The 13,365-nt window shown below is 63.4% G+C and carries 14 protein-coding genes; 6 read left to right on the plus strand and 8 right to left on the minus strand.

Translation table 11 applies throughout. The features are described 5' to 3' along the window. Nucleotides 1–85 precede the first annotated feature (85 nt). Entirely contained in the window at nt 86–1,558 is a 1,473-nt protein-coding gene (locus IFT76_RS06075; RefSeq protein ID WP_192057643.1) for an inorganic phosphate transporter, read from the plus strand. Between the two features lie 68 nt (nt 1,559–1,626). Here IFT76_RS06075 and IFT76_RS06080 read toward each other — a convergent pair whose 3' ends face one another. Next, nucleotides 1,627–3,099, minus strand: a complete 1,473-nt coding sequence (locus IFT76_RS06080; RefSeq protein WP_192057644.1) for a helicase HerA-like domain-containing protein — start codon at nt 3,097–3,099, stop codon at nt 1,627–1,629. 416 nt (nt 3,100–3,515) lie between these two features. Here IFT76_RS06080 and IFT76_RS06085 point away from each other — a divergent pair, with 416 nt between their 5' ends. Further along, nucleotides 3,516–4,511, plus strand: a complete 996-nt coding sequence (locus IFT76_RS06085; RefSeq protein ID WP_192057645.1) for a lysylphosphatidylglycerol synthase transmembrane domain-containing protein — start codon at nt 3,516–3,518, stop codon at nt 4,509–4,511. Here the strand turns inward: IFT76_RS06085 and IFT76_RS06090 are convergent. Together IFT76_RS06090 and purU are read right to left on the minus strand one after the other, a co-directional pair. Next, the gene (locus IFT76_RS06090) at nt 4,480–4,707 is read right to left on the minus strand and encodes a hypothetical protein (RefSeq protein WP_185794220.1); all 228 of its coding nucleotides are present in this window, start codon (nt 4,705–4,707) and stop codon (nt 4,480–4,482) included. The two genes, IFT76_RS06085 and IFT76_RS06090, sit on opposite strands and share 32 nt — an antisense overlap. Before the next feature lie 2 nt (nt 4,708–4,709). After that, nucleotides 4,710–5,561: a formyltetrahydrofolate deformylase gene (gene purU / locus IFT76_RS06095; protein ID WP_122479422.1), complete on the minus strand. Its 852-nt coding sequence runs from the start codon at nt 5,559–5,561 to the stop codon at nt 4,710–4,712. A 314-nt stretch (nt 5,562–5,875) separates the two neighbouring features. Here purU and mvaT point away from each other — a divergent pair, with 314 nt between their 5' ends. Next, a complete protein-coding gene (mvaT, locus tag IFT76_RS06100; RefSeq protein ID WP_122479728.1) occupies nt 5,876–6,256 on the plus strand; it encodes a histone-like nucleoid-structuring protein MvaT in 381 nt (126 codons plus the stop codon). 82 nt (nt 6,257–6,338) lie between these two features. On the opposite strand, the gene sbcB is transcribed toward mvaT, so the two are convergent. From sbcB to IFT76_RS06120, 4 genes are all read right to left on the minus strand, one after another. After that, nucleotides 6,339–7,778: an exodeoxyribonuclease I gene (sbcB, locus tag IFT76_RS06105; RefSeq protein ID WP_342365567.1), complete on the minus strand. Its 1,440-nt coding sequence runs from the start codon at nt 7,776–7,778 to the stop codon at nt 6,339–6,341. Nucleotides 7,779–7,851: 73 nt separating this feature from the next. Next, entirely contained in the window at nt 7,852–9,009 is a 1,158-nt protein-coding gene (locus IFT76_RS06110; protein WP_192057647.1) for a phospholipase D-like domain-containing protein, read from the minus strand. Nucleotides 9,010–9,132: 123 nt separating this feature from the next. After that, a complete protein-coding gene (locus IFT76_RS06115; RefSeq protein ID WP_192057648.1) occupies nt 9,133–9,462 on the minus strand; it encodes an amidase in 330 nt (109 codons plus the stop codon). Continuing rightward, a complete protein-coding gene (locus IFT76_RS06120; protein WP_192057649.1) occupies nt 9,459–10,538 on the minus strand; it encodes a serine hydrolase domain-containing protein in 1,080 nt (359 codons plus the stop codon). Before IFT76_RS06120 ends, IFT76_RS06115 begins: the two co-directional genes overlap by 4 nt. Before the next feature lie 209 nt (nt 10,539–10,747). Between IFT76_RS06120 and olsB the strand changes: the two genes are divergently transcribed. After that, nucleotides 10,748–11,503 carry an L-ornithine N(alpha)-acyltransferase gene (olsB, locus tag IFT76_RS06125; RefSeq protein ID WP_185794009.1) on the plus strand — a complete coding sequence of 252 codons (756 nt, stop codon included), beginning with the start codon at nt 10,748–10,750 and terminating at the stop codon, nt 11,501–11,503. Beyond that, the gene (locus IFT76_RS06130) at nt 11,503–12,273 is read left to right on the plus strand and encodes a lysophospholipid acyltransferase family protein (protein WP_192057650.1); all 771 of its coding nucleotides are present in this window, start codon (nt 11,503–11,505) and stop codon (nt 12,271–12,273) included. The genes olsB and IFT76_RS06130 overlap by 1 nt, the downstream gene beginning before the upstream one ends. 66 nt (nt 12,274–12,339) lie before the next feature. Here the strand turns inward: IFT76_RS06130 and IFT76_RS06135 are convergent, their stop codons facing one another. Beyond that, nucleotides 12,340–12,912 carry an acyl carrier protein phosphodiesterase gene (locus IFT76_RS06135; RefSeq protein ID WP_192057651.1) on the minus strand — a complete coding sequence of 191 codons (573 nt, stop codon included), beginning with the start codon at nt 12,910–12,912 and terminating at the stop codon, nt 12,340–12,342. A gap of 141 nt (nt 12,913–13,053) precedes the next feature. Here IFT76_RS06135 and IFT76_RS06140 point away from each other — a divergent pair, with 141 nt between their 5' ends. Continuing rightward, the gene (locus tag IFT76_RS06140; protein WP_043186925.1) at nt 13,054–13,356 is read left to right on the plus strand and encodes an ArsR/SmtB family transcription factor; all 303 of its coding nucleotides are present in this window, start codon (nt 13,054–13,056) and stop codon (nt 13,354–13,356) included. Nucleotides 13,357–13,365 lie beyond the last annotated feature (9 nt).

The raw sequence follows: 13,365 nt of genomic DNA on the forward strand, positions 1-13,365 counted from the left end.
ACCCACCGGTCAGCGCCTGGGGGGTCATAACGCCTCGATTTCTGGCATAATCGCGCCCCCTCAATGGCCCGGTCACAAAACCTTCATGATCGAATTATTCAGCGCACTGGATGCGTGGGTGTTGGTCAGCCTGTTCTTAGCGCTGGCGTTTGTTCTCACCTTCGAATTCATCAACGGCTTTCATGACACCGCCAACGCGGTGGCCACAGTCATCTACACCAAGGCAATGCCGCCGCACCTGGCCGTATTCCTGTCCGGTATCTTCAACTTCCTCGGCGTGCTGCTGGGCGGCGTTGGCGTGGCCTACGCGATCGTCCACCTGCTGCCGGTGGAGTTGCTGATCAACGTCAACACCGGACATGGCCTGGCCATGGTGTTCTCGCTGCTGGCCGCGGCCATTACCTGGAATCTGGGCACCTGGTATTTCGGCATTCCGGCCTCGAGCTCGCACACCCTGATCGGCTCGATCCTGGGCGTGGGTCTGGCCAATGCCTTGATCAACGACATCCCCCTGGGCGACGGCGTCAACTGGCAGAAGGCAATCGACATCGGCGCCTCGCTGGTGTTCTCGCCCATCGCCGGCTTCGTGGCGGCGGCCCTGGTGCTGATCGGCCTGAAATGGTGGCGTCCGGCGTCCAAGATGCACAAGACCCCAGAGCAGCGGCGCAAGCTGGACGACAAGAAGCACCCACCGTTCTGGAATCGCCTGGTGCTGGTGTTGTCGGCCATGGCCGTGAGTTTCGTGCACGGTTCCAACGATGGCCAGAAGGGCATCGGCCTGATCATGCTGGTATTGATCGGTATCGTCCCGCAGCAGTTCGTACTTGACCTGAACTCGACCACCTACCAGATCGAGCGGACCCGCGACGCGACCCAGCACTTGAGCCAGTTCTACCAGCGCAACCAGGCCACCCTGGGTGAGTTCCTGGCGCTGGGCAAAGCCCAGCAGGGCGATCTGCCAGAGAAGTTCAGCTGCAATCCGCAGCAGACCGAACCTACCATCGCAGCGCTGTTGAGCACGCTTGAAGGTGTCTCCGACTACCATTCGCTGGCGGCCGAGCGTCGCATCGAAGTGCGTCGCTACCTGCTCTGCCTGGATGACACGGCGAAGAAGGTCGGCAAGTTGCCAGCACTGGAGCCGCGTGAGAAATCCGACCTCGAGAAGCTGCGCAAGGACCTCACCGCAACCACCGAATACTCGCCGTTCTGGGTCATCCTGGCCGTGGCGCTGGCCTTGGGTACCGGCACCATGGTCGGCTGGAAACGCGTGGTGCTGACGATCGGCGAGAAGATCGGCAAGCAGGGCATGACCTACGCCCAGGGCATGTCGGCGCAGATCGTCACAGCGTGCGCCATCGGCGCAGCCAACGTGTTCAGCCTGCCGGTGTCGACTACCCACATCCTGTCCTCGGGCGTCGCTGGCACCATGGTGGCCAACAAGAGCGGGCTGCAGGGCGGCACGGTGCGCACCATCATGCTGGCATGGGTGTTGACCCTGCCAGCCTCCATGGGTCTGGCGGCTGGACTGTTCTGGTTGGCGAGCCGACTGGTCGGGTAGGTAATGAGCGACAGTTGCAAAAAGGCGCCCGCGGGCGCCTTTTTGCATGGGTGGGAAAACGCTGGACGCTACTTGCGCTTGCTGCCGCCCAGCAAAGACCCCATCAAGCCGCGGACCAACTGGCGACCGAACTGGTTGGCCGCCTGGCGCATCGCTGACTTCAATGCCTGCCCCGCCGCGCCACTGAGAAACTCGCCGGCCTTGTCGGCCAGGCTTGGCGCGGGCGGCTGTGCAGGGTCCGCGGCGGGCGCCAGCTTGCGCGCGGTCAGCAGTTCATAGGCGGACTCGCGGTCCACCGGCTGATCGTAGCGCCCGGCCAGTGCAGAGTTGCGGACCACGGCGGCACGCTCGGCGTCCGTCAGCGGGCCGATACGCGACTGCGGCGGCGCGATCGAGACGCGCCGGACCATCGCCGGGGTGCCTTTCTCCTCCAGCGTTCCGACCAAGGCCTCGCCGGTGCCCAGCTCGGTCAGCACCGCCAGGGTGTCGAACGCGGGGTTGGGGCGGAAACCTTCGGCAACCGCCTTGAGCGCTTTCTGCTCTCGGGCGGTGAACGCCCGCAGACCGTGCTGGATGCGCAGGCCCAGTTGGGCCAGCACCGCATCGGGCAGGTCGCTGGGGGACTGGGTGACGAAGTACACGCCGACGCCCTTGGAGCGAATCAACCGCACCACTTGCTCCAGGCGATCCTGCAGGGCTTTGGGGGTGCCGTTGAACAACAAGTGGGCTTCGTCGAAAAACAGCGCCAGCAACGGCTTGTCGGCGTCGCCGCGTTCGGGCAATTGCTCGAACAGCTCAGCCAGCAGCCACAGCAGGAAGGTGGCGTAGACTTTCGGCGCCTCGTGCACCAGGCGGCTGGCGTCGAGCAGATGGATGCGGCCGCGGCCATCGGCGTCGGGGTGCAGAATGTCTTCCAGGCGCAGGGCCGGCTCGCCGAACAGCGCTTCGGCGCCCTGCTGCTCCAGCGTGGCAAGGCGGCGCAACAGGGCCTGGCTCGAGCCCGTGGTCATCAGCGCGCTGTCGTCACCGAGCAGCTCTGGGTTGTCCCGGAGGTGGTTGAGCAGCGCCTTGAGATCCTTGAGGTCGAGCAGCAGCAAGCCTTCGCGGTCGGCTACCTTGAAGGCGGCGTACAGCGCGGATTGCTGGCTGTCGGTGAGTTCCAGCAGGCTGCCCAGCAGCAGCGGTCCCATTTCGCTCAGCGTGGTACGCAACGGATGGCCGGATTGCCCATGGATGTCCCAGAGTGTGACCGGACAGGCCTGAGCGCGGTAATCCAGCCATGGCATCTGCGCAATCCGCTCGGCGATCTTGCCCTGCGGATTGCCGCTGGCGCCGAGGCCGCACAGATCGCCTTTGATATCGGCGGCAAACACCGCCACTCCGGCCTCGCTGAAAGCCTCGGCCAAGCGCTGCAGGGTGACCGTCTTGCCGGTTCCAGTGGCACCGGCGATCAAACCGTGGCGGTTGGCCAGGCGCAGGTCCAGACCCACTGGCTCGCCGCTCAGGTCGGCACCGAACAATACGTGTCGGGCATCCGTCATGTTGCACCTCTGCTGTTATTCAATGAAGCCTGACCCAGCGTAATGCCAAACCGGCCGGTGTGCAGGAAAAAATCCTGAGTGAATCAGTGCCGGCCTCTTCGCGGGCAGAGCCCGCTCCCACAGGGCAAGGGAGGCGTTCCCTGTGGGAGCGGGCCGGGCGGCAAGCCCTCTGCCCGCGAATAGGCTTGCTGCCACAAGAATGGTAGGTGTTCCCTGTGGGAGCGGGGCTCTGCCCGCGAAGAGGCCCGTGAGTGCACGCATGACCCACTGATCTCCCCGCGAACCCAAGTCGCTGACGAATCGCGCCGACGCGGCTATCATCTCGCCCACGACGGCCCGATGCCGGCCCATACGGACTCTTCCATGCAGCGCACTCGCCTTTCCCCTCCTTCGAACCTCGCGACGACTCGGCTACCATGAGTCGTATGCTGTGGCTGGTTCTGATCATCGCCGTCGCCGTGCTCATCCCCATCGTCATGGGCGGCAGCGAAATGCTCCAGCGCCTGCGTGGGTTCTCGCTGCTCCTGCTGCTGGGCATGTTCGGCATGATCTGCGTCGGCTGGGTGGTGAATGCCATGCGCCTGCGCTTGCTGCTGGCCGAGCAGGCGGCACGCATCGGTCGGCTGAAGACGGTTGCCGTAGTGATGGCGGCCGAGTTTGCCTATTGCGCGACCCCAGGCGGCAGCGGCGCACCACTGACCCTGCTGGCCTTGCTGGGACGCCAGGGCATCGGCGCGGCCAAGACCAGCGCCGTGTTCGCCATGGACCAGCTCAACGACCTGATGTTCTTCTTCTTCGCCCTGCTGTGCATTCTGGTCTACGCGCTGTTTCACAACCTCAGCCAGGCACTGGAAAGCATGCTGCTGGCCAGCGGGGTTCTGATGACGGCCGCGTTGATCGCCTGTGCGGTACTGGCGCGCTATCACCGCCCGGTGATCAAGATCAACGGCCGGCTCCTGCAATTGCTGCGCATCAAGCCCGCCACACGACGGCGCTGGGCGCGCAAACTGCTGCATTTTCTCGACGCTTTCGCTGACAACTTCCGCCTGCCCCGCCGCGTGCTTGCCCAGGTGTTTGCCTTGACCTGCGTGCACTGGACGCTGCGCTACAGCGTGCTGTATTTCACTTTGCAGGGGCTGGGCAGCGAGGTGGACTGGGCGTGGAGCTTTCTGATTCAGATGCTGGCCCTGAGCGCCGGCCAGTTCAGCCTGTTGCCCGGCGGCGCGGGCGCCGCCGAGCTGGCCTCGGCCGCCCTGTTGGCGCCCATGGTAGGCAAGTCGACCGCTGCCGCCGCCATTCTGATCTGGCGGCTGGTCACCTACTACTTCTACCTGATCGCCGGCGGCCCGGTGTTCGTCGCCCTGTTGGGCAAACCCTTGCTCAACAAGCTGCTGCGGGCCCGCCAGGCTTGACCGCAGCGGGCGTGTCGACGTCGCTGGCAGGCTCGCCCTGCTGCTGTTCCCGCAGCTGCTGCGCCCACAACGCCTCGGCACCCGGAAAATCGGTGCCGTGCTCCTCGCTCAGCGCCTCGGGATCGAAGCGGCTCGCACAGCCCGCACCGAGCACCGGCAACGGCTTGGCACTGGCCTTGTCGCCCGGCTCGTCCATGCTCAGCTGAAGACTACGGTCTTGTTGCCGTGCACCATCACGCGGTCTTCGAGGTGATAGCGCAGACCACGGGCCAGAACCATTTTCTCGACATCGCGACCGAAGCGCACCATGTCGTCGATGCTGTCGCTGTGGCTGACGCGAACCACGTCCTGCTCGATGATCGGGCCGGCGTCCAGCTCCTCGGTGACGTAGTGACAGGTGGCACCGATCAGTTTCACGCCGCGCAGCGAGGCCTGGTGGTAAGGCTTGGCGCCGACGAAAGACGGCAGGAAGCTGTGGTGGATGTTGATGATCTTGCCGGCATAGGCCTGGCACAACTGCGGTGGCAGAATCTGCATGTAACGCGCCAGCACCACGACATCGGCCTGGTGCTGATCGACCAGGCGCGAGACTTCGGCGAACGCCGGCAGTTTGTCCTGAGGGTCGACCGGCACGTGGTAGAAGGGAATGCCATGCCATTCGACCATGCTGCGCAGGTCGTCGTGGTTGGACACCACGCAGGCGATGTCGCAGTCCAGCTCGTTGCTGTGCCAGCGGTGCAGCAGGTCAGCCAGGCAGTGGGATTCGCGGCTGGCCATGAGCACCACGCGCTTCTTCTGCGCGGTGTCGGTGACCCGCCATTCCATGGCGAACTCTTCGGCGATGGGCGCGAAGGCTTCGCGGAAGGCGTCGATGTCGAACGGCAGGGTGTCGGCACGAATTTCGTGGCGCATGAAGAACCAGCCGTTCTGGTCATCGGAGTGGTGGTTCGATTCGCTGATCCAGCCGTTGTGGGACGCCAGGAAATGGCTGACTTTGGCAACGATGCCAACGCGGTCCGGGCAAGCGGTCACCAGCCGAAAAGTGCGCATGTATTCAAACTCCAGAAACTTCGCAAAGGGCGCCATTCTAGCGGCTGACGGCCGAATCTGCAGTATTGATTGCAGCCTTTCAAGCGTGTCGCACACCCGCCCCGCTCCACCGAACGGGTCGGCCGGCACACTGTCGATGGAGTCACAGGTATTAAATAGATCTGCCCGGTAATGACATGAAAAATCATTCACCTCGAGTTTGCAGGCACTGTCGGTATCAACGCAGTGTTTCCGTTAAATGTTTACTTGGCCTCGGTGGATGCTTATTATCACGACACTGTTCCCACTGACACTTGCATTACCGAGGTATGACCATGTCCCTGATCAACGAATATCGCGCAACCGAAGAGGCTATCAAAGAGCTTCAGGCACGCTTGAAGAACCTGTCCGAAGACGACAAATTGCAAACCGAACTGGAATTCGAAGGCAAACTGCGCACCCTGATGGGCGAATACCAGAAATCACTGCGCGACATCATTGCCCTGCTGGATCCGGAAGCCAAGTTGAACAAGGCACCGCGCCCTGCCACAGGCAAAGTTACCGGCACCAAGCGCGCGCGCAAGGTCAAACAATACAAGAACCCGCACAACGGTGAAGTCATCGAGACCAAGGGTGGCAACCACAAGACCCTGAAAGAGTGGAAAGCCAAATGGGGTGGTGACGTGGTCGAAAGCTGGGCCAGTTTCCTCGGCTGATCGTCACGTCGTGTAGATCACAGCCTGTAGATAAAACAACGCCAGTCCTGTGACTGGCGTTTTTTATGGCCGTGACTTCAATTCAAATCGGCTGTAGGCCCAGGCGCGCCGCCAGTGCCTGCGCGTAGGTCTGCCAGTGACTCAGCACCTGGGTCTGCGCCGGATCGGCCTTGGCCATGCAGTCGGCCAGCGCGGCGTTGAAACCTTGCAGAGTATTGGGCGCGCCCAATAGTGGATCACTCAAGCGCTGTTGGCAGAATTGCAACCAACGCTGTGTTTCAAGAGGATTCAGGGTATGCGGAAAGTTGCGCGCCCTGTAACGGAACAACAATTCAGGCAGGCGCTCGTCATCGAATACCCACTGAGCTGTCGCCAACTGTTCTGGATCCAATGTGCGAATCCGTTCGCACAATAACCGGTCGCGGTCACCGATGAACCCGTCATACAACTGTTGTTCCGGATCGACACTCTCGGAAAACGCCTGCGCTTGATACAACGGTGACAATTTGTAATGCCATTGCGGTTGGGCATCGCACAAACGCATTGCCCGAGCTTGATAAAGCGGCTTGTCCAGATTCAGGCGTTGCCAATCTTCGTCGCGCAGTACGCCGAGCGGGGCTATTACCGGGCAGCGATTGATGTGCAGAAGTTTCAAAGGCAATGGCGCCTCGCCCTCCGCGAGATCCTCGCGGCGTTTGTACAGACGCTCTTGCAATACCTCGATACTTTGCTCGATCAACGGCTGCGGATCATGAGCCAGGTCGTAGACAATCAAGGCATTGCGATTCTTTGGATGCCAAGCCAATGGCAACACCACTGCGGCATAGCGTCGCGCTGCGCCGAATTGCCCGGAAACATGTACCAGCGGCTGCAACAGCTGGATATTTTCCTGCACTCGTTGTTTGCCACGCAATTGGAACAGCCAGTCGTAGAGCCGGGGTTGGCGCTGACGGATCAAGCGTGCCAGGGCAATGGTGGCACGAACGTCGGACAAGGCGTCATGCGCCTGGCCATGGTCGATGCCGTTGGCGGCCGTGAGCAACTCCAGGCGCATGCTCGCCCGTCCGTCTACCTGCGGCCAGTGGATGCCCTCGGGGCGCAGCGCATAGGCAGCGCGGACCACGTCGATCAAATCCCAACGGCTGTTGCCACCTTGCCACTCGCGCCCGTAAGGGTCGAAGAAGTTGCGATAGAGGCTGTAGCGGGTCATTTCATCGTCGAAGCGCAAGGTGTTGTAGCCGGCCCCGCAGGTACCGGACATCGCCAGCTGGGCGTGGACCCGGGTCATGAAGTCGGCCTCGCTCAGGCCGCGATCGGCCAGGCGCTGCGGAGTGATGCCGGTGATCATGCAGGCTGCCGGGTGCGGGAGAATGTCGTCACTGGGCTGGCAGTACAGATTGACCGGCGCCGCGATCTCGTTGAGGTCTGCATCGGTGCGGATGCCGGCGACCTGCAAGGGCCGATCGCAGCGCGGATTGATACCGGTGGTTTCGTAGTCGTACCAGAAAATGCTGGAAGTCACTGAGGTGTCCTGTGCGCAGTTGCGCGACAGTGTAGAGCCCTGCCCCGCATGAGGCCACGGTTGTCGGGCGGCCTCAGCCCCGGCGCCGAAACACCGCCACGCTGAGGCGATCCATCCAGCCGAAAATGCGTTGCTGAACCCGCCCCCAGAACGGCCGACGGCGCCAATCGGCCAGGCTGACTTCATGGCTGGCGGCGAAGTCGGTGATGAAGCTGCGCTGCACCGCCTCGGTCAGGCTGGGGTCCAGCGCTTCGAGGTTGGCTTCCAGATTGAAGCGCAGGTTCCAATGGTCGAAGTTGCACGAACCGACACTGACCCAGTCGTCGATCAAGACCATTTTCAAGTGCAGGAAACAGGGCTGGTATTCATAGATCTTGACCCCCGCCTTGAGCAACTTCGGGTAATAGTTGTGCCCTGCGTAACGCACCGACGGGTGATCGGTGCGCGGGCCGGTGAGCAACAGCCTGACGTCGATGCCGCGGCTGGCGGCGCGACGCAGCGAGCGGCGGACCTTCCACGTCGGCAGAAAATACGGTGTCGCCAGCCAGATGCGGCGCTGTCCGCTGTTCAGTGCGCGCACCAGTGACTGCAGAATGTCGCGATGTTGCCGGGCATCGGCGTAGGCGACCCGACCCAGCCCCTGGCCGCCGTCGGGCATGGGCGGTACGCGCGCCAGGCCGAAATGGGTAGGCGGACGCCAGGCGGTGCGCCGCAGGTTGGCGCGCCATTGGCGGTCGAACAGCATCTGCCAGTCAGCGACCAAGGTGCCGGTCATGGCCACCATTACCTCATGCCATTCGCTGACACTTTCATTCGGCTGCCAGAACTCGTCGGTGACACCGGTGCCGCCGACCATCGCCCATTGCTGGTCCACCAGCAACAGTTTGCGGTGGTCGCGGTAGAGGTTGCGCACGCCCCGGCGCCAACTGATCGGGTTGTAGAAACGCAGCTCCACCCCGACGTCGGTCAACTGCGCGCGCAGTTCTGCGGTGAAGGCCAGCGAGCCGTAGTGGTCGAACAGGCAGCGTACATGCACGCCCCGTGCGGCCGCCGCGTGCAGTGCCTGGACCACGGCCTGGGCACAGGCGCCGGCCTCCACCAGGTACAGTTCCAGATCGATCGCGTGCTCGGCCTGGCCGATGCGCTCGAGCATGCGCGGGAAGAACTGCGGCCCGTCGATCAGCAACTCGAATTCGCTGCTCTCGCGCCACGGAAACACCGGCCCGCCCATGTCAGCGCCCCTGCATGACAGATAGGGTCGCTTGCAAGCCGTTCGATTCACGCATGGGCAGTCCTGTAACCAGGTGGATGGAGACATCGGTGGCGGGTGCAGGCAGACCAGGTTCGGGCCGGTTCATCCGTCGCTCCCGGGAATCAATCGGCAGCCTTGCCGGGGCCCAACCCAGGCCGCCGTATTGCTGCGCCCCAGGCCGCTGGCCATAACCCGCCGCTGGCCAGCGTCCTCGCTCAGGCTGCTGAGCGGCAGATACTGCTTGATGTAGCTCTGACAGTAGTCGGCACTGTTTTGCAGCACATAGCGGCACGAACAGTATTCCTTCGCTGAAAAGGCGCTGAGAATGTCGGGAAAGGCCAGCAACTGCGTGCGTTCGTGCCACAGCCAAGTGGCCGCCGCCAGCGACAGCAGCAGGCCGAGCGCCGCCCAGGCGCGCTTGCCAGTGCTCATTGGCCACCCGGTGCGGCGAAGGCGGCCACGATCCGCTGCAACAGCGCATCGTGGCTGAAGCTGCCATCGCGGTCGTCGGCATAGCGCACCACCACCAGGCGTTGCTCGGGCAGCACGTACAGCGCCTGTCCCCAATGCCCCAGTGCCGCCATGGTGCTGCGCGGAGCATGCGGCCAGGCCATATTGCTGTTGAGCCACCAGTGCGCGCCTGCTGCGGGCTCTCCCGCAAAGTGCTCACTCGGGGCGAACGGCGTGCGGTTGAAGGCCACCCACGCCTGCGGCAGCAATTGCCGGCCACGCCATTGACCATCGCGCTGCATCAGCAGGCCCACCCGGGCCAGATCGCGCGCGGTCAGGTAGGCATAGGACGAGGCGACGAATGTGCCGCTGGCATCGGTTTCCCACACCGCCTGGTCGATACCCAGAGGCGTGAACAACGCCTGCCAGGGATAGTCCGGGTACTCGTGCAGGCCGACCATGTTGCGCAGCGCTGCGGCGAGCAGGTTGCTGTCGCCACTGGAGTAGCGGAAATGTTCGCCGGGCACGTAGGCACGCCGGTGGCTCGCCGCATAGCTGGCCATGTCGTGATGACCACGGGTGTAGAGCATCGCCACCACCGAGGAATTGAGCGGTGCATATTCGTAGTCTTCCTGCCAGTCCAGCCCCGACGCCCAGTGGAACAGGTCCTGCACGCGTATATCGCGGTGCTGGGCAAGGGGCTGGAAATAGTCGGCGGCGGCATCCTGCAGGGCAAAACGCCCTTCGCCATAGGCCACGCCCATTACCGTGGCCAGCAGGCTCTTGCTGATCGACCAGGTGGCATGCACCCGGTCGGCAGCACCGGGGCCGGCGTAGCGCTCGTAGACGATCTCGCCGTCGCGGACCACCAGCAGCGCATCGGTGCGCACGCCTTCGCGCACGGCGTCATCGCGGGCGACGAACGCGTATTGCTCCAGGGCGGCAATGGCCGGCGACGCCGGTGCCGGTGCCTGGCTCCATCGCTCGGATGGCCAATTCTGCGCACACACCGGTAACGCGCACAGCAGAGAGATCGACAGGATAAGCAGACGCGGCATGCGGGGAAGGCTCGTGATCGAGGTTGGAGCGAGTGTGCAGTGCGGGTATGACAGCCGTTCGCTGCAAGAGTTGTGTGGCGTATGGCGGTCGAGGGCTGTCACGCAAGCATCACCAAAGCTTCATGGTGATGACACCGGGTCTTCCTAGGCTGGCCATGCCTAGCAAAATCGACCTGCCGCACTCACCGGCCGGCTTTTGGAGACTTGCAATGACTCAGATCGCACGCTCTGGCGACACCCGTACCGAACGCCGTCTGCACGCCGAACGACTTGTCGGCCCGCAAGCTCTGCACGAGGCCCAGGCCCTGCGCTTCGCCGTGTTCAGCACCGAGCTCAACGCCAAACTCAAGAGCGCCGAGCAAGGTCTGGATATCGACGACTACGATGCCCATTGCCAGCACATCGGGGTGCGCGACCTGGCCACCGGGCGACTGGTAGCAACCACACGCCTGCTCGACCACCGCGCTGCCGACCGGCTGGGGCGCTTCTACAGCGAAGAAGAATTCAGCCTGCACGGCCTGCGCCACCTGCAAGGCTCGATCCTGGAAATCGGGCGCACCTGCGTGGCCCCCGCCTACCGCAACGGCGGCACCATCGCGGTGCTCTGGGGCGAGCTGGCGGAGGTGCTGAACGAAGGTGGCTACGATTACCTGATGGGCTGCGCCAGCATCCCGATGCAGGATGGCGGCATCCAGGCCCAGGCGATCATGCAGCGTCTGCGCGAGCGCTACCTGTGCACCGAGCACTTGCGCGCCGAGCCGAAGATGCCGCTGCCCAGCCTGGACATTCCAGGCAACGTCATTGCCGAACTGCCGCCGCTGCTCAAGGCCTACATGCGCCTGGGCGCGAAGATCTGTGGCGAGCCATGCTGGGACCCGGATTTCCAGGTTGCCGACGTGTTCATCCTGCTCAAGCGCGACGATCTCTGCCCGCGCTACGCTCGCCACTTCAAGGCGGCTGTGTGATGCCGCGCTGGCGCGTGTACGCGCGCATCCTGCGCCTGCTCTGGGTGATCGGCCTGGGCCTGGCGCTGGCCGCGATGTTCAGCCTGCTGGAGCGGCTGCGCCTGCCCGACTGCATGGGCCGCCGTCAGCGCTGGTCGCGCTGGTTCATGGTGCGCCTGAGCAATGCGCTGCCGTTCGAGGTGACCGTGCAGGGCGAGTTGCCGCACAAGCCCATGCTGTGGGTCGGCAACCATGTCTCCTGGACGGACATTCCCCTGCTCGGCATGCTGGCGCCGCTTTCGTTCCTGTCCAAGGCCGAAGTGCGTACCTGGCCAGTGGCCGGCTGGTTGGCGCTCAAGGCCGGCACGCTGTTCATTCGTCGCGGCGCGGGCGACAGCCAGTTGATCCGGCGGCAGATGACCCAGCACTTGCGCAACGATCTGGACCTGATGATCTTCCCCGAGGGCACCACCACCGATGGACACAGCCTGCGTACGTTCCATGGGCGGCTGATGTCCAGCGCCATAGACGCCGGGGTGCCGGTGCAGCCGATCGCGATCCGCTATCAGCGTGACGGCGAGCTGGATCCGATCGCGCCGTTTGTGGGCGATGATGATCTGCTGTCGCACTTGCTGCGCATCTTTGCTCAGCCCCGCGGGCAGGTGTTGATCCAGGTGCTGACACCGATCGCCAGCCTGGGCAAGGAACGCGCGGCGCTGGCCTATGAGGCTCAGGAGGTAGTGCGCTTCGCGTTGTTCGGGGAGGTTGAGGAGCTGCGGCAGGCGGCGTGAGTCTGGTGTTCCGAGTTGCGTCATTCGCGGGCAGAGGGCTCGCCGCCCGCGAATACGTCAGTACAGTCACCGCTTCTCCCGCGCGAACGCCTGCACCACCGGATAGAACGCGCGGAAATCTTCGGTCAGTGGCGCGTACAGGGCTCGTACTTCCTCGAACCCCCCAGCCAGCCCTTCGGGCTTGGACAACCGTCGTGAAATCCCCTGCAGCACCCGCTCGATGATCTGGAAATCCCGGTACGACCCCAACCAATCCTCGGCGATCATGTGCGGCGCCATGGCCGCCAGCCGCCCCGGCAGCTCGGCTTCGGCTGCCAGCACCCGATAGACATGGTCGGTGAACGCCGTCAGCGGCTGCCGGGAATAGTCCGCCCAGTGCAGCGCCAGGCAATGATCGAAAAACACATCGACGATGATCCCGGCATAGCGGCGCCGTTCGGCCGGGAAGCGGCCGATGGCGCGCAGCACCAGCGGGTGACTGTCGGTGAATGCATCGATCTGCCGATGCAGGCGAATGCCGGCCTCCATGGGTGCGCTGAAGCGCCCTGCCAGCGGGCCTTTGACGAAATCGCCATAGAGGCTGCCGAGCAGTTGCTCAGGTGCAGGACCGCCGAGATGAAGGTGTGCCAGGTAGTTCATGCCGCGCAGCTTAGCACCATTGCGACTGTATCGTTATAACCCGATATAGCCGAATGAGCCGTCGTTAGCACACATTCATATTTGTATATCGCGAAATACAGATATATATTTCGCCTCGTCCCGATATAAGCCGAGTACGTCATGTCCCTCGATCTCGACGAAATAATAAAAGCCCTCTCCCACCCCGTGCGCAGGGAAATCCTGGCGTGGCTCAAGGATCCCCAGGGGCAGTTTCCCGATCAGCACCACAGCACCGAAAACGGTGTATGTGCCGGGCAGATCGACCAACGCTGCGGCCTCTCGCAGTCAACCGTCTCGGCGCATCTGGCCACCCTGCAACGGGCAGGCCTGATCAGCAGCAAGAAGGTTGGCCAGTGGCACTTCTTCAAACGCAACGAGGACGTCATCCAGGCGTTTCTCGCGCAAATGAGCGCACAGCTCTGACAAGGATTT

Origin of the sequence: Pseudomonas sp. CFBP 13727 (assembly GCF_014841915.1) — a bacterium.
Classification (GTDB): Bacteria; Pseudomonadota; Gammaproteobacteria; order Pseudomonadales; family Pseudomonadaceae; genus Aquipseudomonas; species Aquipseudomonas baltica.